General features: G+C 58.9%; 30 protein-coding genes and 1 tRNA gene. 10 read left to right on the top strand and 21 right to left on the bottom strand.

Annotated features, from left to right (window positions below; all coding sequences use genetic code 11):
• Positions 1 to 8 precede the first annotated feature (8 nt).
• Entirely contained in the window at positions 9 to 917 is a 909-nt protein-coding gene (locus BFW87_RS18760) for a LysR family transcriptional regulator (protein WP_439848393.1), read from the top strand.
• Between the two features lie 7 nt (positions 918 to 924).
• On the opposite strand, the gene BFW87_RS18765 is transcribed toward BFW87_RS18760, so the two are convergent.
• Positions 925 to 1,209 (bottom strand): type II toxin-antitoxin system RelE/ParE family toxin, encoded by a 285-nt coding sequence (locus BFW87_RS18765; RefSeq protein WP_078741237.1) that lies wholly within the window; start codon positions 1,207 to 1,209, stop codon positions 925 to 927.
• Positions 1,199 to 1,438, bottom strand: coding sequence for a CopG family ribbon-helix-helix protein (locus tag BFW87_RS18770; RefSeq protein ID WP_078741238.1), 240 nt, complete (start codon positions 1,436 to 1,438; stop codon positions 1,199 to 1,201). Before BFW87_RS18770 ends, BFW87_RS18765 begins: the two co-directional genes overlap by 11 nt.
• Positions 1,439 to 1,539: 101 nt before the next feature.
• Between BFW87_RS18770 and fos the strand changes: the two genes are divergently transcribed.
• The 3 genes from fos (at position 1,540) to BFW87_RS18785 (ending at position 3,293) form a co-directional block, all read left to right on the top strand.
• Positions 1,540 to 1,950, top strand: coding sequence for a fosfomycin resistance glutathione transferase (gene fos / locus BFW87_RS18775; RefSeq protein WP_078741239.1), 411 nt, complete (start codon positions 1,540 to 1,542; stop codon positions 1,948 to 1,950).
• A gap of 54 nt (positions 1,951 to 2,004) precedes the next feature.
• Complete coding sequence (locus BFW87_RS18780; RefSeq protein ID WP_078741240.1) at positions 2,005 to 2,646, top strand: LysE family translocator; 642 nt, start codon at positions 2,005 to 2,007, stop codon at positions 2,644 to 2,646.
• A 119-nt stretch (positions 2,647 to 2,765) separates the two neighbouring features.
• Positions 2,766 to 3,293, top strand: coding sequence for a DUF4142 domain-containing protein (locus BFW87_RS18785; RefSeq protein WP_005785958.1), 528 nt, complete (start codon positions 2,766 to 2,768; stop codon positions 3,291 to 3,293).
• Between the two features lie 52 nt (positions 3,294 to 3,345).
• Here BFW87_RS18785 and BFW87_RS18790 read toward each other — a convergent pair whose 3' ends face one another.
• From BFW87_RS18790 to BFW87_RS18810, 5 genes are all read right to left on the bottom strand, one after another.
• A complete protein-coding gene (locus BFW87_RS18790; protein WP_078741241.1) occupies positions 3,346 to 3,771 on the bottom strand; it encodes a low affinity iron permease family protein in 426 nt (141 codons plus the stop codon).
• Between the two features lie 113 nt (positions 3,772 to 3,884).
• Positions 3,885 to 4,385, bottom strand: coding sequence for a methylated-DNA--[protein]-cysteine S-methyltransferase (locus BFW87_RS18795; protein ID WP_078741242.1), 501 nt, complete (start codon positions 4,383 to 4,385; stop codon positions 3,885 to 3,887).
• Positions 4,386 to 4,470: 85 nt separating this feature from the next.
• Positions 4,471 to 4,881, bottom strand: a complete 411-nt coding sequence (locus BFW87_RS18800) for a type II toxin-antitoxin system HicB family antitoxin (protein WP_078741243.1) — start codon at positions 4,879 to 4,881, stop codon at positions 4,471 to 4,473.
• 22 nt (positions 4,882 to 4,903) lie between these two features.
• Positions 4,904 to 5,086 carry a type II toxin-antitoxin system HicA family toxin gene (locus BFW87_RS18805; protein WP_078741244.1) on the bottom strand — a complete coding sequence of 61 codons (183 nt, stop codon included), beginning with the start codon at positions 5,084 to 5,086 and terminating at the stop codon, positions 4,904 to 4,906.
• Positions 5,087 to 5,254: 168 nt separating this feature from the next.
• Positions 5,255 to 6,148 (bottom strand): LysR family transcriptional regulator, encoded by an 894-nt coding sequence (locus tag BFW87_RS18810; protein WP_078741245.1) that lies wholly within the window; start codon positions 6,146 to 6,148, stop codon positions 5,255 to 5,257.
• Between the two features lie 96 nt (positions 6,149 to 6,244).
• On the opposite strand from BFW87_RS18810, the gene BFW87_RS18815 reads away from it, so the two are divergent.
• Positions 6,245 to 7,408, top strand: coding sequence for an MFS transporter (locus tag BFW87_RS18815; RefSeq protein WP_078741246.1), 1,164 nt, complete (start codon positions 6,245 to 6,247; stop codon positions 7,406 to 7,408).
• A complete protein-coding gene (locus tag BFW87_RS18820) occupies positions 7,405 to 8,598 on the top strand; it encodes an MFS transporter (protein WP_078741247.1) in 1,194 nt (397 codons plus the stop codon). The genes BFW87_RS18815 and BFW87_RS18820 overlap by 4 nt, the downstream gene beginning before the upstream one ends.
• Before the next feature lie 3 nt (positions 8,599 to 8,601).
• On the opposite strand, the gene BFW87_RS32305 is transcribed toward BFW87_RS18820, so the two are convergent.
• On the bottom strand, positions 8,602 to 8,844 hold the full coding sequence (locus BFW87_RS32305) for a hypothetical protein (protein ID WP_254865909.1): 243 nt from the start codon (positions 8,842 to 8,844) through the stop codon (positions 8,602 to 8,604).
• A gap of 436 nt (positions 8,845 to 9,280) precedes the next feature.
• Between BFW87_RS32305 and BFW87_RS18830 the strand changes: the two genes are divergently transcribed.
• A complete protein-coding gene (locus BFW87_RS18830; protein WP_078741248.1) occupies positions 9,281 to 9,520 on the top strand; it encodes a DUF6124 family protein in 240 nt (79 codons plus the stop codon).
• 81 nt (positions 9,521 to 9,601) lie between these two features.
• Here BFW87_RS18830 and BFW87_RS18835 read toward each other — a convergent pair whose 3' ends face one another.
• Together BFW87_RS18835 and BFW87_RS18840 are read right to left on the bottom strand one after the other, a co-directional pair.
• Positions 9,602 to 9,907: a DUF6482 family protein gene (locus BFW87_RS18835; RefSeq protein ID WP_078741249.1), complete on the bottom strand. Its 306-nt coding sequence runs from the start codon at positions 9,905 to 9,907 to the stop codon at positions 9,602 to 9,604.
• A gap of 23 nt (positions 9,908 to 9,930) precedes the next feature.
• Positions 9,931 to 10,455, bottom strand: coding sequence for a DUF3833 domain-containing protein (locus tag BFW87_RS18840; protein ID WP_078741250.1), 525 nt, complete (start codon positions 10,453 to 10,455; stop codon positions 9,931 to 9,933).
• Between the two features lie 518 nt (positions 10,456 to 10,973).
• Here BFW87_RS18840 and BFW87_RS18845 point away from each other — a divergent pair.
• Complete coding sequence (locus BFW87_RS18845; protein ID WP_078741251.1) at positions 10,974 to 11,396, top strand: hypothetical protein; 423 nt, start codon at positions 10,974 to 10,976, stop codon at positions 11,394 to 11,396.
• An 86-nt stretch (positions 11,397 to 11,482) separates the two neighbouring features.
• Here BFW87_RS18845 and BFW87_RS18850 read toward each other — a convergent pair whose 3' ends face one another.
• The 5 genes from BFW87_RS18850 to BFW87_RS18870 all read right to left on the bottom strand — a co-directional run bounded on the left by BFW87_RS18850 (position 11,483) and on the right by BFW87_RS18870 (position 13,843).
• A complete protein-coding gene (locus BFW87_RS18850) occupies positions 11,483 to 11,938 on the bottom strand; it encodes a hypothetical protein (protein WP_078741252.1) in 456 nt (151 codons plus the stop codon).
• Positions 11,939 to 12,080: 142 nt separating this feature from the next.
• The gene (locus BFW87_RS32005; protein WP_176159778.1) at positions 12,081 to 12,293 is read right to left on the bottom strand and encodes a hypothetical protein; all 213 of its coding nucleotides are present in this window, start codon (positions 12,291 to 12,293) and stop codon (positions 12,081 to 12,083) included.
• Complete coding sequence (locus BFW87_RS18860) at positions 12,230 to 12,361, bottom strand: DUF2256 domain-containing protein (protein WP_078741334.1); 132 nt, start codon at positions 12,359 to 12,361, stop codon at positions 12,230 to 12,232. The genes BFW87_RS32005 and BFW87_RS18860 overlap by 64 nt, the downstream gene beginning before the upstream one ends.
• 113 nt (positions 12,362 to 12,474) lie before the next feature.
• On the bottom strand, positions 12,475 to 12,834 hold the full coding sequence (locus tag BFW87_RS18865; protein ID WP_078741253.1) for an endonuclease/exonuclease/phosphatase family protein: 360 nt from the start codon (positions 12,832 to 12,834) through the stop codon (positions 12,475 to 12,477).
• An 88-nt stretch (positions 12,835 to 12,922) separates the two neighbouring features.
• Positions 12,923 to 13,843 (bottom strand): AraC family transcriptional regulator, encoded by a 921-nt coding sequence (locus BFW87_RS18870; RefSeq protein WP_254865910.1) that lies wholly within the window; start codon positions 13,841 to 13,843, stop codon positions 12,923 to 12,925.
• An 86-nt stretch (positions 13,844 to 13,929) separates the two neighbouring features.
• On the opposite strand from BFW87_RS18870, the gene BFW87_RS18875 reads away from it, so the two are divergent.
• On the top strand, positions 13,930 to 14,898 hold the full coding sequence (locus tag BFW87_RS18875) for an oxidoreductase (protein ID WP_078741335.1): 969 nt from the start codon (positions 13,930 to 13,932) through the stop codon (positions 14,896 to 14,898).
• A gap of 305 nt (positions 14,899 to 15,203) precedes the next feature.
• Complete coding sequence (locus BFW87_RS18880; protein ID WP_078741255.1) at positions 15,204 to 15,452, top strand: CsbD family protein; 249 nt, start codon at positions 15,204 to 15,206, stop codon at positions 15,450 to 15,452.
• Between the two features lie 520 nt (positions 15,453 to 15,972).
• Here the strand turns inward: BFW87_RS18880 and BFW87_RS18885 are convergent.
• The 6 genes from BFW87_RS18885 to uca form a co-directional block, all read right to left on the bottom strand.
• Positions 15,973 to 16,046: transfer RNA gene (locus BFW87_RS18885), tRNA-Gly, on the bottom strand.
• A gap of 212 nt (positions 16,047 to 16,258) precedes the next feature.
• Complete coding sequence (locus BFW87_RS18890; RefSeq protein WP_078741256.1) at positions 16,259 to 17,143, bottom strand: alpha/beta fold hydrolase; 885 nt, start codon at positions 17,141 to 17,143, stop codon at positions 16,259 to 16,261.
• 305 nt (positions 17,144 to 17,448) lie between these two features.
• Positions 17,449 to 18,141, bottom strand: a complete 693-nt coding sequence (locus tag BFW87_RS18895; RefSeq protein WP_078741257.1) for a 16S rRNA pseudouridine(516) synthase — start codon at positions 18,139 to 18,141, stop codon at positions 17,449 to 17,451.
• Complete coding sequence (locus tag BFW87_RS18900; RefSeq protein WP_078741258.1) at positions 18,141 to 18,353, bottom strand: cysteine-rich CWC family protein; 213 nt, start codon at positions 18,351 to 18,353, stop codon at positions 18,141 to 18,143. The genes BFW87_RS18895 and BFW87_RS18900 overlap by 1 nt, the downstream gene beginning before the upstream one ends.
• A gap of 64 nt (positions 18,354 to 18,417) precedes the next feature.
• Positions 18,418 to 20,190, bottom strand: coding sequence for an allophanate hydrolase (atzF, locus tag BFW87_RS18905; RefSeq protein WP_078741259.1), 1,773 nt, complete (start codon positions 20,188 to 20,190; stop codon positions 18,418 to 18,420).
• Between the two features lie 28 nt (positions 20,191 to 20,218).
• Entirely contained in the window at positions 20,219 to 23,857 is a 3,639-nt protein-coding gene (gene uca, locus BFW87_RS18910; RefSeq protein WP_078741336.1) for an urea carboxylase, read from the bottom strand.
• Positions 23,858 to 24,041 lie beyond the last annotated feature (184 nt).

Below are 24,041 nucleotides of genomic sequence, written 5' to 3' on the forward strand. Positions count from 1 at the left end.
TGGTAAACATGCAGCTGATGAATGATCTGCGCCGCATCGATCTTAACCTGCTGGTCATCCTTGATGCTCTGCTCAGCGAGCAGCATGTCACCCGCGCGGCTGAGCGTTTGCACCTGAGTCAGCCGGCGGTCAGCCATGCGTTGGCACGCTTGAGGGATTTGCTGGGGGACCCGCTGTTGGTGCGCCAGGGCGGTAGGCTGATGCCGACGGCGCGAGCGTTGGAGTTGGCGACGCCCTTGGCCGAAGCGTTGGCCCATGTGCAGGCATTGTTGGCACCTGATCGGTTTGATCCGGCGTCAGCCAAACGGCGATTTCGCGTGGCAATGTCGGACTACAGCGCGGCGATTTTCCTGCCGAATCTCGTCCGCGTCCTACGCCGTGAAGCACCGGGCATTGACCTGCAAATCATCCAGGCCAGCCGCGAAGGCATGGTCGATGGTGTGCTCAATGGTGATATCGACCTGGCAGCGGGCGTGTTCCCCGACATGCCCGCCGAACTGCGCACCACGCCGTTATTTGAAGAGCACTACACCTGCCTGGTGGACCGCGACAGCCTGACGGAAAACAGCACACTCGATTTGCCGACCTACCTGTCGCGCCCCCATGTGCTGCTGGAAATGCGCGGCAGCGGCACGCCGGAAATCGAGCGGGCGCTGACCGCGATTCGTCAACGGCGCCACGTAGCGATCAGCCTGCCGCACTGGGGCGTGGCGCCGCAGTTGATCCAGGGCACGGATTTGATCCTGACCGTATCGTCGCGGGGTTTGCTCAATATCGACTATCAGCAGCTGGTGGCTGTGCCGCCACCGTTTCATATTCCGTCGTTTGCGGTTGAGCTGGCGTGGCATGTGCGGCGGGGCGGAGATTCGGGGTTGCAGTGGTTGATGGGGCGGGTGCAGGGTGTATTGCAGGGCTAAATAGTGCTTACCAGGAGGTGGGAGGCTGGCGGCGCGTATGAAAAATCCGCATCACCTGTAATCTCCCTTCACGAATTCGGTAGGGGACGATGTAGGGCCACCGCGGTACAACCCACTCGCGGGTCCCCGGTACGCGGCCTTCCTTGCCCATCGCCGGAAATTCAGCGACGTATTCAAGGCCCGCCAATATCGCCTGTACAAATTCATGGGCCGCTTTGGGGTTTTCTTCGGCAATGTAGGCCGCTTCTTCGTCAAGGTTTCTGAGGGCGGCCCTCAGCCACTCAACCTGCATTGATACGCCATTTATCAGCAACCGCATTGACCTCGGCAGCGGTGGCGAAGTCACCCGCATCCGCTTCTTTCAAGGCTTTCTGTATTTCCTCTATCTGCCATGCTTCACGCGACAGGTATTCACGTAAAGCATCAACGGCGAGAAAAGATTTGCTGCGCCCGGTCGCCTTCGCGAGACTGGCAAGCGTGTCGGCGACGTCTTCCGGTATGCGTATGGACATAACAGACATAGGAGCCTCGGTGTAGTGATCTGTAGTGCAACATACTACAGGGTCACCTCGTCCACGGTTTGCCCCGTTCGTCAGCGAATGCACTTACAAAGGATGTGTTCATGCTTTCAGGCCTCAACCACCTGACCCTGGCTGTCACCGATCTGGATCGCAGCCTCCATTTCTACCACGAGCTGTTGCAGTTGAAGCTCGACGCCACGTGGGACAAAGGTGCTTATCTATCATTGCCAGGCCTTTGGTTTTGCTTGTCGCTTGACCCATCGCGCCACTCAAACCCAGCGGCCGATTACACCCACTATGCGTTCACTGTCGGTGAGGCTGATTTCAGCGTGTTGGTCACGCGTCTGCGCGCGGTGGGTGTGCAGGAATGGCGAGACAACTCCAGTGAAGGCGCCTCCTTCTATTTCCTCGACCCCGATGGCCACAAACTTGAAATTCACGTCGGTGACCGAGCCTCGCGCCTGCAAGCCTGTCGCGCCAAGCCCTATGCGGGAATGAAGTTTTACCCGTAGCGTCAGAACGTGCAGAATCCCAGCACCTCTTAACTGTCTGTCAGAGTCGCGCCCATGACCCCATCCTTGCTGCTCGCCGTCCTTGCTTCGGGTTTTATCTACGGTATTACGCCTGGTCCGGGCGTGTTGGCTGTGTTCGGTATTGGGGCGGCTCGCGGCCGTCGCGCCGGGGCAGGTTTTTTGTGTGGGCACTTGCTGGGCGATGTGGTGTGGTGCAGTACCGCGCTGATTGCGATTGTGGGCGCACGTGAAGTGGGCAGCACTGCTTTTGACGTGCTGGGCGTGCTCAGTGGCCTGTACCTGTTCTGGCTCGGCTGGCGCGCGATTCGTACCCAGCGTCGCAGCAGCGATGCCCCTCAGGGCGCCGCGCGGCATCCGTTCTGGCACGGCATTCTGTTTGGCCTGACCAACCCGAAGGCGTACCCGGTGGCGGTCGCGACCTTTACGGCTTTGCTGTCCAGCCGCGCCGAGTTGCTGACTTGGGCGATGTTGCCGTCGCTGATTTTCCTGAGCTTTATCGGCGGTTTGCTGGCCTATGCGATTCTGATCGGCGTGGTCGGTGCCCAGCGTGTGCGCACGGTGTATCAGCGCCATGAAATCCTGATCACCAAACTCTGTGGCGTGATGTTTATCGGCTTTGCCATCAATGCGCTGGCGCACGCTCTGCCGGGGCTGTTCGGCAGCAAACCGGCTTGAGGCGACAACGACCGTTCGTCGCACTGGCGAGTTTTTTCTAAACCTTTGCCGCCCTGAAAATTCGAATTCAGGGCGGGGGTAATCTCCTCGCACTTATTTTTGCCCTGGAGGAACCCATCATGAGCCGTATGGCTATCCGGTTACGCACCGCCAGTTTCGCGATGCTGCTGGGCCTCGGCGCCAGCAATGCTTTCGCCCAGTCGCCTGCCGAATTCATTGAGCAGGCTTCGGCCAAAGGCATGGCCGATATCGAAACCAGTCGCATGGCCCACGCCAAAACCTCGTCCCAGGAAATCAAGGATTACACCATCGAGGTGATCAACGAGCGCACCCTGGCTAACCAGCATTTGGCGGCCATCGCCAAGAAGCTCGATCTGCCGGTAGCGCCGCGCGAAAAGATCGTCGACAAGGCCGAAACCCTGATGCCTGAACTGAAAGACGGCGATTCCTTTGATGCCGCCTACACCGCGCAGCAGGTCAAGGAAAACGAAGACGCCATTGCCCTGTTCAAGAAGGAAGGCGCGGCGTCGGATGTGCCGGAAATAAAAGCGCTGGTGGATGAAACGCTGCCCAAGCTGGAAGAGCGTTTGCAGAAGGCCCGAGCGTTGGCATCGACCTACGGCAAAGGCCATCAAGGCGACGGTTGATAGCGTCTGATGAAAAAAAACGGCGGCTGGAGTTTCTCCAGCCGCCGTTTTTTTATGCCTGGTTCAGGTCAGTCTTGGCCTGCACTGCGTCGTCCACGCTTTCACCGCAACTGCTGTTGAGGCTGACATTGCCCGCTGCGCCGATGCTGCGGTATTCCCTGCGCAGTTTTTCCAGTTCCTTGCGGTCCAGACCATCGAGGCTCAACACGGCGTTCTGTGCATCCTTGGAGACGCGCAGCAGCTCGTCGATTTTGATATGCAGGATGTCGTTGTCGCGGTTTTGCGTGTTCTGGATCAGGAACACCATCAGGAAGGTGATGATGGTAGTCGAGGTATTGATGATCAGTTGCCAGGTGTCGTTGTAATGGAAATAGGGCCCGCTCAGGCTCCACACAAAGATCAGCGCGACGGCCGCGTAGAACGTCCTGGCACTGCCTGCCCAGCGGGACAGGGATTGTGAGACTGCGGAGAATTTCATGACCGGTTTCCTTGAATAAGGTGGGTGATGAAAGTATTGACCGCAGTGGGGCTTTGAAATTTCTTTTTACAATTAGCCGATGAGTGATGGCCGACGTTTATGTCGCCGGCTGCTTAAAAGGCCAGCTCTGCCTGGCCCGTACCTTCCAGTGCGAGCAAATATTGCTTGGCTTCCAACCCTCCGGCGAACCCTGTCAGACCGCCCGAGGCGCCAATCACCCGATGGCATGGCGCGACGATCGAGATGGGATTTCGCCCATTGGCCGCGCCCACCGCACGCACGGCTTTCGGGTTGCCGATCTGCTGGGCGATCTGGCTGTAACTGCGGGTTTCGCCGAAGGGAATGGTCAGTAACGCCTGCCAGACTTGCTTCTGGAATTCGGTGCCGGCGAAGTCCAGTTCGAGCTCGAAGTGGTCGCGGGTGCCAGCAAAGTACTCTTGCAACTGGCGCTCGGTTTCCAGCAACACCGCGCTGTCGTGAACCTCGTACAACTGACCGAGGCGCACGCGGTTGGCCCGCTCGTTCTCCCACAGGACCGCGCAGAGTTTGTCATCGCGTGCCACCAGGGTGAGCTGGCCGACGGGGGAGGGCATGAGTGTGTATTCGTAAGCCATGAGCGGGTTCCTGATCCGGCGGGTGTCTGTTGAATCTAGAGCACCCGGTGCAACTGAGAACTACGTTTCTTGCGGTTGAATTCGATCATCGGTCTTGCTGCAGTACCTTGAGCGCCGCAGAGGCCAGAAAGCCCGAGCGGCTCTTCTCTTCAGGGTGATGCAGCACATATTCATCAATACGGTTCAGCAGGTAACCGGGCAACGTAATGTTGAGCTTTTGCGCCTTGCCCAGGTACTTGGTGACATCAATGTCGATCACCGCCCAGGTGCAGCCTGCGTACTGAGGGTTGGCCGCATGCAGGGTGACTTTCTGCGCGCTGGGAATTGCCGCGCCGTCTTCGGCCAGGATCTCGAAGTGCCCTTCGATGGCTTCGCGGGCCATGGCCATGGCGTCGTCCAGGTCGTCGCCAGCCGAGTAGCAGCCAGGAATATCCGGCACTTCCACGCCCCAGGCGTGATCGTCGTCACCGGTTGTAATTGCGATGGGGTAAAGCATGTCTGTTGTCCTCCAGGGACGGTTAACTCAACAGAGCCTGTTTCAAAATGCTCTTGGCGGTCTTGTCCAACAGGTCCTTCTTTGGATGGGGAATCGTTACCAGCCCCGGCTTGGTCGGGTGTTTGAAGTGGTGATGACTGCCTCGGGTGCGCACCAGGTACCAGCCGTCCGCAACGATGTGACCTATCAAAAATCGGCTATCCACAGCACCTCCTTGTGGCGTGTGTTGGTGGTGACTATAACCACTGAAAATAAATTATCAACACTCTACCTACCAACGGTCGATGACCGGTATTTCATTGGCGAGTGAATGCAGTGTATGAGCACCATGGGATGGCGCTGGAGAGAGGTATTGCGAGGTTTTGCGGGGCTGTTACCGGGTGTGTAAGGCTTCAGCAATCACCGCGAGAAAGGCATCAACCAGCACACTTTTTGTTTCAGTTGCAGTCAGGACCAACAACTGGGCACACGCATCCGGCTCCACCAACGGCCGATAAGTCACGCCTTTGTTCATCAAACTCTGCGTGCATTGCGGCACCAGCGCCACGCCTTGCCCTGCCGCGACCAGCGCAATGATTGAGGTGATCTGCCGGCCAGTCGGCCCAGGTCGCAACGGCTGGCCATGGTGACGGTAAAGTTGTTCGATGGACTGGTTCAGCCCCGATCCATAATCCGCCGGAAACAGGATCAGCGGGTAGGCGCTGAGCTGCGCCAGGCTGACGTGCGTCTGGCCTGCCAGCGGGTTATCAGTGGATAGCGCGGCCACCAGGCGCTCCGCTCCGAGCGATAACGCCTGCACCTCATCGTTTTGCGGCAGCAAGCGACTCAACCCGATATCCAAACGTCCATCTGCCACCTGTGCTCCAAGGCTGCCGGAGGCGCATTCCACCAGGGTCAACTGCACGTCGGGAAAGCGCTGGGCAAACGCCTGGATGGCTTGGCTGAACAAGTCCGACAGGGCAATCGAGCTGACATAGCCCAATGCCAACTGCCCGGCGGTGCCAGCGGCGAGTTTGCCGGCAATCACCTGCGCCAATTCCACCTGCTCCAAAACGCCGCGCGCATAGGGCAGGAACGAGCGGCCCTGCGCGGTAAGGCTCACGGTGCGGCTGGTGCGATCAAACAGCTTGAAGCCCAACTCTGTTTCAAGCGCCGAGATCTGCCGGGTCAACGGTGGCTGGGCCAGGTGCAGGCGAATGGCCGCGCGGCCGAAGTGCAATTCTTCGGCGACTGTCAGAAAGTAACGCAGTTTGCGTAGGTCGAGCATCCTGGTCCTTGGGGTATTGATCGGTTCGAAATCGGTATTGGTTTAAGACCCGCCCGCCATTCTATAAAGACCTCACAAAATAAAACGAGAGGTTTCATGAAACCGCGCCTGCATTGTGCCCGCCTTGCCCTGTTCCTGTGTGGCTGCGCGGCGTTTCTCAACCTCTATGCCACCCAGAGCATTCTGCAGACCTTTGCCGCGCAGCTTCATATCAGCGTCAATGCGGCGGGGTGGAGCATCACGGTGACGACCCTGGCGGTGGCGATGACGGCGCCTTTTGTCAGCCGGCTGACCGGGCGCTTTGAGCAACGCACGGTGATCGCCGTGGCCGCGCTGCTGCTGGCAGTGCCTGCGCTGATGACCGCCTATGCCGACAGTTTTGTCGAAGTGCTGGTGTGGCGGTTCGTCGAAGGCATGGTGATTCCGGTGGTGTTTGCCACCAGCGTGGCTTACATCGGCGACCGCTGGAGGGGGGCGACGGTGACCGAAGTCACCAGCCTCTACGTAGCCGGGACGGTGCTCGGCGGGTTCGCCGGGCGCTTTGTCACGGGCGTGATGACAGAGTACGTGGGGTGGCGCGAAGCCTTTGAGTTACTCGCGGCACTCAGCCTGATGGTAGGTGGGTTTATTCAGTTTTTGTTGCCGGCCAACCGACCACGTGCGCAGAGCGTCGCAGTCTCTGCGGCGGGTCTTTTTCGCACACCGTTGCTGGCTGCCTATGCCGTAGGTTTTTGCGTGCTGTTTTCCCAGGTTGCGGCGTTTACTTACGCAGGGTTGTACCTCAGCCTACCGCCGTTCAACCTCGGTCCTGCAGCCTTGGGCACGCTTTACATGGTGTTCCTGCTCGCGCTGATTGTGATCCCTGTCGCGGGCCGCTTGAGCAAAGCCAGGCCCCATGCCGAACTGTTGACCGTCGCTGCTGTGCTCGGTGTCACGGGCTCGGCGCTGACGCTGCTGCCCTCTCTCGGGTGCATCGTTCTCGGCCTCGCACTCAGTTCCACGGGCGTGTTCCTTGCTCAGGCGGCAGCGAATGCCTTCACCACCTCCACCGCCCGCGAGAATAAGGCCGGCGCGGTAGGGGTTTACCTCACGTGTTACTACCTGGGCGGCAGTTGCGGTGCCATCCTCCCGGCAATGATCTGGACGCGTTGGGGTTGGGCGGGCTGCGTGGCGCTGATTATCGGTTTTCAATTGCTGACGTTGCTGATCGCCCTGACCGGCTGGAAGCCCCTTAAACCTGAGCTGATGCCCACACCATGACTGACACCGTCGCCGTGCCCGCTGCAGAAACATCTGCGCGCCGTCGCGCACTTTTCGCAGGCTGCAGCGCCCATGCCGTGCACGATGGGCTCACCGATGTGATCTACGTGCTGCTGCCGATCTGGCAAGCGCAGTTCGCGTTGTCCTATGCCCAGATCGGCCTGTTACGCGGCGCCTACTCCGGGATGATGGCGGTGTTCCAACTGATGGCCAGCCGCGCCGCCGGACGCTGGGGCCGTGTGCCGATGTTAGTGGGCGGCACTGCGCTGGCGGGTGTGGCTTACGTGTTGGTGGGGCAAGCCACGGGATTGGCCATGTTGCTGATGGCGTTGCTGCTGGGCGGCCTGGGCGCCAGCACTCAGCATCCGCTGGCTTCGTCGATGATCACTGATGCTTACGAGGACGGCGGCGGCGTCAAGCAAGCGTTGTCCCAGTACAACTTCTCCGGCGACATTGGCAAAACCCTGATCCCGGGCCTGGTTGGCCTGCTGCTCACCGTGATCAGCTGGCGCGCCAGCGCCACGCTGCTTGGGTTGCTCGGTCTGGCAGCGGCGGGGCTGTTATGGTGGCTGGTGCCTACACAATCCTCCGAATCTGCCTCCACGAAAAAGGCCAAATCTCTCAGCGGAAACGGCTCCCCGACCGGCCTGCGCGCCCTGATCCTCACCGGCACCCTCGACAGCGCCGTGCGCATGGGTTTTCTGACGTTCCTGCCGTTCCTGCTCCAAGCCAAAGGCGCCGGCACTGCCGGCATTGGCCTGGCGCTGACGATGCTGTTTATCGGCGGTGCGTTCGGCAAGTTGCTGTGCGGCTACCTCGGTGCGCGCATCGGCATGATGAAAACCGTGTGGCTGACAGAGGCGTCCACGGCGCTGCTGATCGTCGCCGCGGTGTACCTGCCGCTGACTGGGTTGATGGTGATGTTGCCGGTGTTGGGGTTGGCGCTGAATGGCACGTCTTCAGTGTTGTATGGCGCCGTTCCGGATTTGGCGGGCGCCGGGAAACGCGAGCAGGCGTTTGCGGTGTTTTACACCGGCACGATTGGTGGCGGCGCGCTGGCGCCGGTTGTGTTTGGTGGCGTGGGCGACGCGCTTGGGGTACCGGTGGCGCTGATGGTGTTGGCGGGGATGTTGTTGCTGACGTTGCCGTTGGCGTGGGTGGTGCAGCGGGGAATGGTTGATTGGACTTAAAACTCACCCACTTGTGTTTAGCATTTTTTGTGTGAGTGCTTCACGATCAAAAGGTCGAGGTTCTTCGCCTGATTGACCTACAACCCGTTTTGCTCTGATTTTTACTAGGGCTCTTGCCGCAAACTCTCCCGCTCTCAGTAACTCTGATTTATCACCTTGCGCAATGACTTGAGAAAGGTATTCGTCAATGGCTTCCTCGCTGTCAAGGACGTCGACTATATCGAATAGGGTCAAGGGTTGGGTCATAGTCAAAAGTCTCCTTAGGCATTTCAGAGGGCGGCGGGGCTACGGAGCATGGTATGGACGGGAGGGTGAACTCAACCTTTCCTGAAACGCTATTTGTTGCCAAAAGCTACAGTTTTCCAGGGCTGGGTAGGGCGGTCAAAAGCCTCGCGCCATTGCCTACACAAAGCTCAGAATCGTCTGAGTTGTACGCCCTGGGCGACCTCTTTAAGGTTCGTCTGCCGCTGCCCATCAGCGGTCGGGTTTAGTAGCCCGTTGAAAATTAATCCGGCGTACGGCTGTCCTTACTGTCAGGCATTTTCATGCCTGTGCTTATTGGTAGCTGTGCGCAGGGCGTCCTCGGGCGCGCCGGTTTTCGGATTAATTTTCCCGGTCTACTAACCTGCGTACAGCTGCCACCCTTACTCTTTGGGTGGTGGTCCTTACCGAGGATCATCAGATGTGTACCGACTCGATTAACCCTTCCACAAACCTGTTCAGCGTCCGCCCTGAAGCCAACACCGAAGCGTTGCTCGCCAACGCCTACGAAACCATCGCCGGCGCTGGCGCCATGACCGGCGAGTTTGCCGAAAGCCTTCCCGCCCAACATCGCTACCTGGCTCTGGCCATTCAACAAATGATCGAGCTAGGAATGATGTTGGTAGAAGCAGCGCAAGACCGCGTGGACCGCGCCGCGTAAGTTCTTTCGCGCACGACAACAGGCTTGCCTTCCCAGGCCGCACATACCAAGGGGAAGGGGAGCCAAAAAACGCAGCGCGTCTTAAAGGGATGAGGTCAGCGAAAACGGAATGCGCAACGCACCGATGGGCCCTTCACGCACCCCGCACATCTCATCGTGCACACAGTGCTGCACCAGCACACAGGGAAACGGTGGCACCCGCTTCAACAGGTCGCGCAAATGCGTGGTGGAGCCAATACGCAGCGGCTTGGCATCATCGTCCACAAGTGTCGTTTCGGCATGTTCCAGCCTGACACGCGCGATGTAGAAACCACCTTCCAGCGACAGCAGTTCCAACTCGCGTATCTCACCCTTCATGGCCAGTTCGGTCAGCCTTTGCAGATTCATGCTTAACCCTCGCTGTGGGCCGCTCATTGGCGACGAAAGAACAACGTGACCTGGCCCCATTCGACGCCGAACTTGGTCATGCTGGAACGGTTGATCAAAGTGTCTTCGTCCATCAGATACATCCAGTCATCAAAGCTGACTTCATAGATCGAGCCATCCACCGGCAGGTTGAGCCGGTAGCGCCAACGTAATGCGTTGCCTGCCACTTCGCCAATCGCCTCGCCGACCACGTCACCGGCTGTCCCGCGCCAGCGTCCCGGACCATCCGGCGTCAGCGTCCACACCCGTTGTTGGCGCGTGCCATCGCTGTACAGGAAGCGTTCGTCGAGAATCAAGGCGTCGCCTTCGCGGCGGCTGGCGATATTCACCTCAAAACGCTTCGCCACTTCCCCCGAGCGCTTCTGGAAAATCCCCCACGCCTTGACGGGCTTGCTGAAGAAATGCTCCAGGTCCAGTTTCGGTTGCTGGTCGGCGTAGTGGTCCACCCCGACATTGCCGCAACTGCTTAGACTCAACATCAGCAACAATGAGACCAGTAAACGTGTCATTGCCCGGCTCCGTATTCGCGCGCGGCGATGCGCCAACGCCAGCCTTGATACTTGTACAGAAATATTGATTTGTACAGGTTTTGGCGGCATAAATAGCAAATGCACAAAACTCGCCCATAAAAAACCGGCCACCAAGGGCCGGTTTTTTTATGCCTCTGTCGTCAAAAACCATCCTGACGCACGTGTAAAATCTGAGTGGAGCAGGTAGAGGGAATCGAACTCTTACATGACGGATACAACACCAAAGTGTTTAGGTGTGTAGGTATTACCAAACGCAACCCCCCCTTATCGTTAGGAGTTCACCGCTGGCCTCCGAAGAAAATTCATTGCTCACATGTGATCAATGAACACACAGGCCGAGCCAGAGTGGCTGTGATTACTTAGCTTGCACCCAAACCCAGAGCATAAATTGAATGTGCGGATTCAAACGACAAGCTAATAGGTGTTGGGTGCACCGAAGGTTGATGGATCAAACCTATATACGGATGGTTAGCCCAAATCGCAACGGAGATCGTGTCATGCAAGATGGCTGCTGGCCCTTCCATCTCTTCGGTGCCAATTTCGCCACTGAGGCCGAGGCGCAGGAATTTGTTTTTGAACAGTGGGAGCCAGAGCCCACTGAAAGCGCAAGCGAAGCCGAGTACGTTTCGTGGGAAGACCGCAATCCAACCTGGAAGCTAGCGGAAGAACTTGGGTTCTATATGGATTCAGATTTCGTTGAGCTTGCCGGCACCCCAGAAGACGTCATAGCGCAAATCTGCAGTCAGTCCGAGAGAGCGCTGATCAGCTCTAAGGCAGGAGAGTTCACGCATTTTATAATGGTGGGCTCGAATGCCATCTGGGGTGACCGTCTTTCGACCTCTACACAAGTAGAACCGTTGGTGCGCTTGCCGCAGAGCACTCAAACCATTGCATATCTCGGCCTGTTCAACTCCATTTGACTGTCCGAAAGGGCGTGTCTGATTTTGGCCACTAATGCGGTATACAACTTAGCGCTTTTGACCCATAGCGGACATAACTACGCGCATTATCGTTCTTCAAAAACAACGACATAATCGGAGAAATCGACATCACCAACACCGTCGCTACATTCCAACGTCATCTTGCCATCCGGCCCGCAGACGTGGATTCCTGCGTTGCCAACCCATGCATTCATGCCAAAAGTGCTTTTCCATACGTTCCAGATTTTTAAAGTGTTTCCAAATTTGGAAAACACTTCTATCTCCACAGCATCAGGACTGGTATCAGACCATAAAATTATCTCGGGACAGCCATCGCCAGAGCCGTCGACGACGATCTGCCCACTTACTGCCTTTAATGCTAACCCTTGCACTCGACCGTTCGTAGCACCCAATCGGCGAATTGAAAAGACGGTGCTGGGCTTCGTGATTTCGATCTCCATGATCGCAACGACGGTTTTCCCATTGAAATTTATGGGCTTTCCTTTAGTACGCATAAATATCGAAGAGAGCGTTTCTTCCATTTTCAGTCCCCGGAATTTTCAGGCCGTTTGAGTCAGCTTAGGCCTGGCGAGGTTAGCATCTCCATAGTTTGCGGGGGTCATGAACGGCTACTTTTGGCCGGCTGCTGCCGTTCACCTGAAGCCCTGAAAGGCGACGCCGGCCTTAAGAAAGAAATTGAATTCGAAACAAAGCTACGCGATTTGCTCGCAAAGTTCGGCTACAGAAGCTGAACACGGCGCTGGCACCGTCGAGTCCTGGCTGACCAAGTGATCTCGGGTTGAGCGCAAAAGGGCGGTTGTTGGCCCTTTTTTTCAAGTCTTGTTGCGCCGGCAGCGCTCCGAGCAATAACGAACCTCCTCCCAGCAGCGCGCCCATTTCTTCCTCCAAGTGAAGGGAAGGCCGCATGTGAGGCAGGTTTTTACTGGAAGCTCGCTCTTTTTCAAAATGCCCACTCTCATCGAATTATGTGGGTAGCAGATGATCATGCTGCTAAAGCAGCCACTGTTTGACCCTTCTGAGCCGTCCCAAATCTGTTGCAGTCAGGCATCTATTATCTTCAAGATTTCCGTGATGCGATCTCAATCCAAGTCGGCGCATGGTCAGTTGGATGATCTTCACCCCGAACCCACGCATCCACGCCGGCGTTCTTCAGGTGGGGAGCAAGCACCGGGTTCAGCAGAAGAAGGGGTTCGGAATCACGCGCGAGAATGGCCACTCCATTCCAAGAGGCTTGGCCATGGTGGATCGAACCATAGCCAGCCGCCTCTATATCGCCTGCTGGGAAAGCTTTGTCCTGAGCCTTCAGTTCCTGCAGGCATACAATGTCTGGGCGCTCTTTCTCAAGCCACTGCAGAAGGTTTGGAAGCCGCCCGCCTATCCCGTTAACGTTGAATGTGGCGATCTTTAGGTTCTGCATTGCCTAGACCTTCAATGTGCGCGGAGCGTCCTTATCCGAGTGATAGTGAAAGAAGGGAGTTCCAACGGCTCGTGGAGCAGCAGGACGCCTACGACAAAGCTTCGCGTCTATATTGCCCTGGGGTTTTTCCATGGATACGCCTGAAGGTTGCACCAAAAGCCGCGTCAGACAGGTATCCGAGCGACGCGGCGACCGTAGCAACGCTGTCGATACCATTGCGTAAGCGCGCCCCTGCCACTTGCATACGCCAACGCGTGGCATATTCGACGGGGGCCTGACCGACGCGTTTTTTAAAGAGAGCGGCAAAGCTCGAGCGTGACATACACGCCACGTTTGCCAGTTCGTCCAGCCTCCATGGCTTTTCGGGTGCGCTGTGAATCGAACGGAGCACTGCAGCTATGGCTGGGTCTTGCAAACCGCTTAACCAATTCAGATCGGCGACTTCTGCGCTTGTGATGTGATGGCGAAGCGCATGGATGAATACGAGTCTCAAAAGGTCGTTGCATATCGTCTGAGCTCCAACCTGTCTGGACTGCCATTCGCGGTCTAATTCATCAAGCAGCCAACTGAACGACGAAGCGCTTATTGATTCGGCGTGAATGATGATTGCGGGCGGCAGCAGGTCAAGCAGATCAACAACGCCGGGACTGGCCAGGGAAACGCTGCCCGTCAGTATTTCCACTTCATTGCCGGCGCCAAGTGCCGCAAAAGTCTCGGATCCGGAAAATACGTCTGCTGCGTTCAACGCCTGGGCGTCTTCCCCACTGGACAAAATGAATGGGGTGCGCGAAATGACGAAGCAATCACCGGCACTGAGGTACCGAGCTGGCATCCCATCCACGCGCAGCCAACATTCACCACGCCGGAGCACATTGAATTTCAACTCAAGGGGACGAAACCGTAAGCCCCAAGTACCTTCAGCGTGAATGCGTACTGAGCACGTAGCACGCAGCCCCACCAGAGCAAGAATCTCGGAAAGCGGGTCAGAGGTAGGAGTTTGGATGATCACGACAGAATACCGGATTAATCAGACTGGTTCGTCCGGCGATATTAAAGAAAAATGGAGTCTTACGGTACTCAAGCGGGATGATTCCAATGTCGACGCTCCAGCAATCGATTCAGAGCCCATACAAAGCGGCCAGCACATCAGAAGATGTCATGGCAGGTGTGGAGTTAGCCGGAAAACTAGCAATCGTCACGGGTGGTTACTCTGGCCTTGGGCTTGTCACCACTAAAGCTTTAGCCAAGGCCGGCGCGCAAGTCATCGTGCCAGCCAGGGACGTTGTCCGAGCGCGGGAGGCATTGATCGGCATCGACGGCGTAACGGTGCAAGCCATGGATCTCATGCGGGCGGATTCAGTCAACGCGTTCAGCCGCAGCGTCCTTGACGAGGGGCGTCCCATTTCCTTATTGATTAACTGCGCCGGTGTCATGGCCTCGCCATTGGCACGGGATGCCGACGGGCATGAAAGTCAGTTCGCAACCAATCATCTGGGGCACTACCGACTTACGTGTGGGCTTTGGCCTGCCCTTGTTGCTGCGCACGGTGCACGGGTTATCGCAGTGTCGTCACGCGGGCATCAGATCGCAGGAATAGACTTTGACGATATCGATTTTAGACGACGTCCCTACGATAAATGGATTGCCTATGGGCAATCGAAGACAGCCAATGCGCTCTTCGCAGTGGCCCTCGACAAGCGTGGACGGGAGCAAGGCGTAAGGGCATTTTCTTTGCACCCCGGGCAAATACTTACCGATTTGGGACGCCATCTGACCGCCGCCGAGGTCGCTGTATTCGATGTGATGGATGAGCACGGCAAGCAGCGCCTGGATCCTGAGTCAGGACTTAAAACCCTGGAACAAGGAGCAGCTACAGGCCTTTGGTGTGCGACCAGTGCATTGCTTGACAACAAAGGTGGCGTGTACTGCGAGGATTGCAATATTGCGTCCCTGCATGACGCGAACCTGGGACGCAAAGGCGTTGCAAAATGGGCAGCAGACCCGGCCAATGCTGAGCGGTTGTGGGCCGTCTCGGAACAGTGGACGGGTCTCACCGTCGTTTGAGCACACTCCAGGGCGGTGCTCGAATCGAGATTTTTCGAGCGCCGCATTTCGCACGCGTTTAAATCATGTGGGGGTAATGACTTTTTCTGCAATATCGCTCTTGAAGCAGACGTTCGGAATGTGACCTGGCAGGAGGCTAAAGAAAATCGGCGCGAGTCAGCACTTTCACGTTCACTTTGCGGACCGCTCCTGAGCCTCATCAACTTTGAACTTATCCTGACGGTCATCCCCCTAATGCTGTGCAGATAGCCGCTAGCTCAGGCTGACCCTGGGTTGCCCAATTACACGCAAAGGTTTGGTGATTTATGAAGAGTGAACAAGTCGAAGGTGTAGCAGAAAGGGTTGCAGGAAAGGCACAGAGCGTCGTTGGGAAACTGTTTGGGGATTCGAAGCTGGAAGCTGAAGGCACGGGCCGTCAAGCGGCGGGTCAGCTGACTCAAGCGTATGGCGATGCACTGGACAGCGTATCGACGTTCGTCAAAGAGAAGCCAGTCGCAGCGATTGCAATCGGTGCAGTAGCTCTGTTGGTTCTAGACCGACTCTTGCGCCGCTGAGCCGGGAGGAAAGGGACTCTCCCAAACGGAGTTCCTTTTCGTCTTGATCGTGCCCCTGTATTCCCTGGAGTTGTTGACCGGGAGAGTGTGGGGCCGGCAGTGAGCCGACGTGTAGTCATGTTGAATGGCTTCGCAGACCAGTGATTTACGAGCCTGCCTGACACCCCTGCACTTCCTGTCGTTCTCCTCGACTGTGGTCAGCCGTTACCGCTTGCCAGGTGCTTCACACTTAGTTCGGTTTCTGCAGTTGATCCGCTTTAACGAGTACATCGGTTCGTATCATTTTGAATGCTGCTGGCTCTTCTTGGGGGGAGGATTGGCAGTCGAGATGAATCGTTGAGTTGTGTGTGCCTGCGTTTTTGGAGGCGGCAAGGAAGGCTGTCCCATAATCACAAGAAACTGTTTTTGGGTGCAAAGATAAGGAGGGGGGGACTAATCGTTCACACGTCGAGAATCGTGTGATCAGGCAGAGTCATATCCAGGAATCTGGCCTTCAGCCCGCAAGATGTGGGGCTTGGAGTGGAGCGGGTAGAGGGAATCGAACCCTCAACTAAAGCTTGGGAAGCTTTCGTTTTGCCACTAAACTATACCCGCTCAAAGCGGCTGACTTTGTACCAGATGTTCGCCGCGATTTGAAGTTTTTCTTCAAAAAATGTGCGTGTTGCGTTGATCAAGCCAAGCGCACGCTTGTGTGGGAGCTGGCTTGCCTGCGATGGCTTCACCGAGGTGTGACTGACACACCGAAGCGCCTGCATCGCGGGCAAGCCCGGCTCCCACCCAAGTTGGGGCTTATCCGGCCCTTCCTTTCAGATCGCAAAGGCATGCTGCGTCTGGCCGTGGTGATACCTCAACCGGCTGACCTGGCGCTGCGGTTTCAAAAAGCCCACCACCGCGTCGCGGCTATCGCGGCACGCCGCCTTGTGTTCCATGTCCAGAAAATGCCCGGTCGCCTGGATGGTGCTGAAACTGCTGTTGGCCACGTGTTGGCCAAACAGCTTGGCGTCCTCGGCGCTGGTGTATTCGTCCCATTCGCCATTCAAAAACAACACCGGAATGTCGATCTGCCTGGCCGCCTTGAGGTAACACAGTCGGTCGCTGTTGAGGACGTGGCTGATGTGGAAGTGCATCTGCCCGTATTCGTGCTCGGCCAGGTTGCTCACGTGTTTGTAGTTGAAGCGCTTGAACAGCGACGGCAGGTGTTTGCCGATGGTGCTGTTGACCAGGTGGCCGACACGGTCGCGGTCTAAGTTGCCGAGGTAGTCGACGCCGCGCTCCAGGTAGTCACGCATGGGGGCGTTGATCACCGGCGAGAACGAGCTGATCACTGCCTTTTCCACCCGGCGCGGCCGGTGGGCGAGTGCGACCAGGGTGGCCGCGCCACCCCAGGAAAATGACAGCACATGTTCGGCGGCGAAGTGATCGATCAGTTCCAGCAGGATCTGGCCTTCGACTTCCTTCGTCAGCATCTGCTCATGGCGGTTGTGGATTTTGGAGCGGCCAGCGTAGGGCTGGTCGTACAACACCACGTTGAATTGCGGGTACAGGCTTTTTACGGTTTGGGCGAAGGATGCCGTGGTGGCCATCGAGCCGTTGACCAGGATGATGGTCTTGTCAGCTGCATCCGCGCGATGGAACTCCGTGTAAACCCGATACTGACCCTGTATATCCAGCACAGCGATTTCTGGCCTCATGTCGTAAGACTCCTGGCAAGCGGGTAGTGCGCGCAGATCACTCTGCACGAGCTTTGTGACAGGTAGGCATACGCCTGGAAGATGAGCGCCCATGTCGGTCCGATAGCGGCTGGCCGACGGCTGTTGTTATGGCGGGCTGTTTGCCTGAGAGGCCCGTAGATCAAGCGCGGGCGGGGCAAGGTGTTTCTTGGAGGTTATAGGCGACTCGCCAGTCATAATCTGGCTGGCAAGATGGATTCAAGCAGCCGATACGCCACCTCGCAAGGCGCCGGGCTGGTTTTTTGCCATCATCGGCTGAACGGTCGTCAGACCTGTCGTATTTCGTCGTCGGTCAGCGCCCGGTATTCGGCCGGTGCCAGCGCTGTATCCAATACCAAAGGCCCCATTCGCTCGCGATGCAGGCCGATAACCTTGTTATCAAAATGCCCGAACATGCGCTTCACCTGGTGATAGCGGCCTTCGATGATGCTCAAGCGCGCCGTTGTCGGGCTTAGCAGCTCCAGCTCGGCGGGCTGGGTGGTGAGGTCCTCGAAGGCGAAATACAGGCCAGTCTTGAAGGTCTGCGCGTATTCCGGGCCGATGTGCTGTTCGGTTTCCACGAGGTAAACCTTGGGCAGTTTGGTCTGCGGCTGCGTCAGGCGCCGCGACCACTGGCCATCGTTGGTGATCAGCATCAGCCCGGTGGTGTTGAAATCCAGACGGCCGGCGATGTGCAGTTCGCCCTTGTCCGGCTCGTCGAGTAAATCGAGCACGGTGGCATGCACCGGGTCGGTGGTGGCGCTCACGCAACCCTGAGGTTTATGCAGCATGAAATAACGCGCAGGTTTGCCGATTTGCAGCACTTCATCGTCAACGCATACGCGGCTGAATTCACGGACTTCATGGTGTGGGTTGCTGACGGCCACGCCGTCAACACTCACCCGCCGTTCAACCAACAGGACACGCACTTGCTGGCGATTGAAACGTGGCAGGTTGCTGAGGAAACGATCAACGCGCATTACGGCTGTTCAGCCTCACGCAACTGCGCATCCACCTGCGCGCAGCGCGGGCACAGGCAGGCCGTGTTGCGCAGTTCGTCCGGCAGTGCTTCAAGCACCGCCGGGTCGACGGTGACGCTGTAGCACCAGCAGGCCTGGTCGGCGGTGCGCGGGTCGGCCAGGGTGCAGTCGTTGCGGGCGCCACAGGCGGGGCAGAGGGTGGTGTCGGTCATCGGTCGGTTCAGGCAGGTATCGGGCAGGGCCCCGGCGTTCCCTGCACGATACAGCGCCGCCGCGCTATTGCAAGCTGTGCAGGTAGCCGCGCCAGCCGCCGAAGTGGCTGATGTCCACGGCGCCGCTCAAGCCGTAGGGCTCGCAGATAAACCCGGTTTCCCAGCGGCCATCCGCCAGTTGCACTTTGCCAAGGCCCAATGGCGCAGGGATGCCGGTGAGGAAAGAACCCAGTTCGCGGCTCGGCAACTCCCACACTTCGACCTCAATGGCCACGCCGCCCTCGCTGACCCGCAGCATGCCCGGACGATACGGCGGGCCACCCGCCAGCGCGAACAGTTGATAATCCGGCGAGCTGTGGGTGCGTTCCAGCAAACGAGCGCCGCGGCGCAGCAACTGGCCATTCAGCGCCAGCCCTTGCAGGTGCGCGCCGCACACCACCAGCCGCGTGCCGTCATGGCTGGCGGTGCCGGTGGGTGCGCCGAGTGACACCTCCTGCTGGCGCTGCAAGGCGTCCGCCACGCCGAGCAGGTATTGGTCGGTAAACACACGGCCGAACAGCGTCACGCCCCACGGCAAGCCGTTGCTCATCACACCGCTGGGCACCGCGACGGCGGCATAGTCCAGCAGGTTCATGAAGTTGGTGTAGTAGCCCAGTTCAGCATTGCGCAGCACCGGTTCGGCGCGCAGTTCTTCCAGCGTCACCGGGCGGCCGATGGTCGGCGTCAGCACACAATCGAGTCCTTCCAACAGAACATCGCATTGCGCTTTCAAGGCTTGCAGACGGTACTGCGCGCGGAAGGTGTCGACGCCAGTAACTGTTGGGGCCTTGGCCAACACGGCGCGAATCACCGGCAATACGGCGTCGGGGTCGCGCTCCATCAAGTCACCGGCGACGCTGTAGCGCTCGGCCACCCACGGCCCTTCGTAAAGCAGGCGCGCGGCTTCAAGGAAGGGCGACAGGTCAAACGCGACCGGCTCGCCGCCGAGGCTGATCATGCGCGCGATGGCCTGTTGAAACAGCTCAGGGCCTTGCGTGCAGCCGAAGAATTCCAAATCCGCCTGACGCGGTACGCCAAAGCGAAACGGCCTCGGCGCGCCAAACGCCGACGCATCGTTCCACGCCGGGTTCTGGCGGCTGTAGGCGTCCTGCGGGTCAAGCCTGGCGGTCAGCGCCAGCAATTGGCTGGCTTCCCGCGCCGTGCGGGTAAAGGTCGTGACGCAATCCAGCGTGCGGCACGCCGGCAACACGCCCGCCGTGGAGATCAACCCTTTACTTGCCTTGAGCCCCACCAGATTATTCAGCGCCGCCGGCACGCGCCCGGAGCCGGCAGTGTCGGTGCCCAGCGCAAAACTGGCCACGCCGAGCGCGACTGCCAGCGACGACCCTGCACTGGAACCCCCGGCCGGGTAATCCGGCAGAACGCTGTTGGGGCACGCGCCATACGGCGAGCGGCTGCCGTTAAGGCCGGTGGCGAACTGGTCGAGGTTGGTCTTGCCCAGCGGTATCGCACCCAGAGCGATCAGTTGCTCGACAATCGTCGCGCTGCGCTCGGGCACATAGGCAAACGCCGGGCAGGCAGCCGTGGTGGGAATGCCGGCCAGGTCGATGTTGTCCTTGATCGCAAAGGGCACGCCGTATAACGGCAATTGCGCGGGATCACGACCGTCCAATGCCTGCAGGTAGGGTTCCAGTTCCTCCACGCTGAGCAGATGAATAAACAGGTGATAGTCGGGGTTCAACTGCGCGGCTTTTTCACGCAGCGCCAGCAGCAATGTGCGTGGCGTGGTGTCGCCGCTGAGGTAGGCATTGCGCAGGTTGTCCAGTTGCAGATTCATGGCTTGTCCGCCTGTCGAAAAAGAAAAGTCAGTCACGTTCCAGTACCACCACGCGTTGCCCGGCGCCGACGCCGCTGCCGGGTTGCACGGGGATTTCGCACACGGTGCCGGCGAAGGGCGCGAGCACCGGGATCTCCATTTTCATGGACTCCAGAATCACCAGCACATCACCGGGTTCAACCCGCGCTCCGGCGGCGACCTGGACTTGCCAGAGGTTGCCGGCGATGGGGCTGTCGATACTGCATTGGTTGGCGCCCAAAGGCGTGTCTTCACCCAAGGGCACTGCCAGCTCTTCACTGTCGAAATGCGCCTGGCCGCTGGCGATCCAGCGTTCGCGCTCGGCATTGAAAGCGTGCTGCTGATGCTCACGAAATGCGCCGATGCTTGATGCTTCCCGCGCCAGGAAATCCTGATAGTCCGCGAGGTTCAGCTGGCTGTGTTCGATGCTCAATTCAAAGCGCCCGAGCGGGAAATCGCGCCGTATCTTGACCAATTCCTCGGCGCTCACCGGATAGAACCGGATCTGGTCGAAAAACCGCAGCAACCACGGCTTGCCATCAAACGCCGCGACTTCCCGGTAGCGGTTCCACATCTGCAAGGTGCGCCCCACAAACTGGTAGCCGCCAGGGCCTTCCATGCCATACACGCACAGGTAAGCACCGCCAATGCCCACCGAGTTTTCAGCGGTCCAGGTGCGCGCCGGGTTGTATTTGGTAGTGACCAAACGGTGGCGGGGGTCCAGCGGCGTGGCCACCGGTGCGCCGAGGTAGACGTCGCCCAGGCCCATCACCAGGTAGCTGGCGTCGAACACTGTGTGGCGCACTGCGTCGAGGTTGGCGAGGTCGTTGATGCGGCGGATGAACTCAAGATTGCTCGGGCACCAGGGTGCGTCCTTGCGCACGGTGGTCATGTATTTTTCGATGGCGAGCTGGCAGGCAGGGTCGTCCCAGGACAGCGGCAGGTGCACGATGCGCGAGGGCACTTGCAGGTTTTGCGTGGCGCACACGGCGGACCATTCACGGGTGATCAGCGGCAATAGATCAGCCAGCGGCAGTTGTTCGGGCTGATAGTGGATTTGCAACGAGCGGATGCCAGGGGTCAGGTCGATCACGCCGTGCAAGGCGCGGGCCTCGAGGGCTTGCATCAGCGCGTGGCCGCGAAAGCGCAAGACCAGGTCGAGTTCGGCGGCGCCGATTTCCAGCAACAGGTGGGTGTCGCCGGCGAGTCGGGCGACCAGGCGAGTGTCGTCGTGGCCTACATCCAATACCACTGGCGACTTGATCTGAAGTGGATGGAGATCACTGTGGGAGCCGGGCTTGCCCGCGATGGCATCACTCTGGTCTGTCTGAAGGACCGAGTTGCCCGTATCGCAGGCAAGCCAGCTCCCACATTGGTCCCATTTCAGGGCAAGGGATCGGGCGGTCGTGAGATCAACAGGTTCAAAGCGGATTTTGTCGCCCGCTTTGAGTTGGCCGAGCTGCCACAGGTCAGCCTCGATCACTGTCACCGGGCACACAAACCCGCCCAAACTCGGCCCGTCCGGCCCCAGAATCACTGGCATGTCGCCGGTAAAATCCACGGCCCCGATCGCATAGGGGTTGTCATGGATATTCGACGGATGCAGCCCCGCTTCCCCGCCATCCGTGCGCGCCCACAACGGCTTGGGCCCGATCAACCGCACGCCGGTACGGCTGGAGTTGAAGTGCACTTCCCATTGCGTGGCAAAGAAGGTGTCGATGTACTCGGGCTTGAAGTATTCCGGTGCGCCGTGGGGGCCGTAAATCACGCGCAGTCTGCGCACCTGTGCCAGCGGCTCCGCGATCAGTTGCTCACCGGCGCTGGCGTCCATCAGCGGCAGTAAGTGCAGCACATCCCCCGCCCGCAGCGCCCGCCCGCCATGCCCGCCAAACTGGCCGAGGGTGAAGGTGCTTTTGCTGCCCAGGTAGTCCGGCACTTGCAGCCCGCCGCGTACACACAGGTAGCTGCGCGCGCCGGTGCCGGCGATCGTGCCAAGGCCCAAGGTCGAGCCCGGTTCAATCAGCAATGCGGTATTCATCGGCACGGGTTGGTCATTCAGTAGCAACGGAATGTCGGCCCCGGTCACCGCCACCACGGCCGCACAATTGAAACGCAACAACGGCCCCGTCATGGTGATCTCCAGCGCGGCCTCGCCTTCGCTATTGCCCAGCAGACGATTGCCCAAACGCAGCGCGCGGCTGTCCATCGGCCCTGAAGGCGGCACGCCGACGGCCCAGTAACCAAGCCGGCCAGGGTAATCCTGCACGCTGGTTTGTGTGCCTGCGTTGAGCACCTCGAAGGTATTGGCGGTATAGACCAGATCTTCCAGGCAGCGCGTCCAGGGGCGGCCACTGGCGAACGGTGCGGCGAGCAAAATCTGGCGCAGGTAATCGCGGTTGGTTTCCACGCCGTAAAGCTGGCTGCTGCTCAGCGCTTGATGCAGGTCCAGGCGCGCCTGTTCGCGGGTGGGCGCCCAGGTGATGAGCTTGGCGATCATCGGGTCGAAGTAGGGCGGGATCTCGCACCCGGCTTCCACCCAGGTGTCGATGCGCAAGCCATCGGCCACCGGGAAATCCACGCGGGTCAACAGCCCTGGGCTTGGCTGGAAATCCTTGCCCGGGTCTTCCGCGTACAGCCGCGCCTGAATCGCATGGCCGTTGGGCTTCAGCGTCAGCGTGTTCAGCGGCGGCAACTCTCCGGCTGCCAGTTGCACCATCCAGCGCACCAGGTCCACACCCCAGACTTGCTCGGTGACGCCGTGTTCCACCTGTAAGCGCGTATTCACTTCAAGGAAATAGAAGCACCCATCGGCACTGTCGTAGATAAATTCCACGGTGCCGGCGCTGCGATAATTCACGGCTTTGGCGAGGGTGATTGCTGCCGAGCACAGCGCTTCGGTCATGCCCTCGGGCAGGTTCGGTGCCGGGGTTTCTTCGAGGACTTTCTGGTTGCGCCGCTGCACGGAGCAGTCGCGTACGCCGAGGGCGATGACTTCACCAGCGCCGTCGCCGAACACTTGTACTTCAAGGTGGCGGGCGTGCTGGATGTACTTTTCGATGAATACACCGGCGTCGCTGAAGTTGTTCTGCCCCAGGCGTTTGACGGCCTCGAAGGATTCACTCAACTCCAGCGCGCTGCGGCACACACGCATGCCGATACCGCCGCCGCCGGCTGTGCTTTTCAGCATCACCGGATAACCCACGGTGTCCGCGGCCGAAAGCGCTGCATCCAGGCTGTCGAGCAGCTCGGTGCCTTCCAGCAACGGGATCTGATGTTGTCTCGCCAAGGCACGCGCAGTGTGTTTCAGGCCGAACACGCGCAGCTGTTCCGCAGTAGGCCCGACAAAGGCGATGCCCGCGTCTTCACACGCTTGCGCAAAGGCTGCGTTTTCCGAGAGAAAACCGTAGCCGGGATGAATTGCTTTGGCGCCACAGGCCTCTGCTGTGGCGAGGATTTTTTCAACGTCCAGATAGGTACTGGCGGCTGCGCCTTCACCGAGGCTATAGGCCTCGTCGGCTTGGCGGATATGCAGGCTGGCCGCATCGGCTTCGGCGTATACGGCGACGCCTTTGACCTGCAGTTCGCGCAAGGTGCGCAGGATGCGGCAGGCGATGGCGCCACGGTTGGCAATCAAGAGTTTTTCGAACATGGCAAAACCCTGCGGGCCGTCCCGCAAAAGGGGGTAGGCGCTGCGGTCGTCCGCAGCGCACATTCCGAAACAGATGCACATCAACTGTGGGAGCCGGGCTTGCCCGCGATGGCGGTGTGTCAGCTAACCCATGTGTAGGCTGATACACCGCTATCGCAGGCAAGCCAGCTCCCACAGTTGAGCC

Source organism: Pseudomonas fluorescens (assembly GCF_002022275.1).
GTDB classification, from domain to species: Bacteria; Pseudomonadota; Gammaproteobacteria; order Pseudomonadales; family Pseudomonadaceae; genus Aquipseudomonas; species Aquipseudomonas fluorescens_AJ.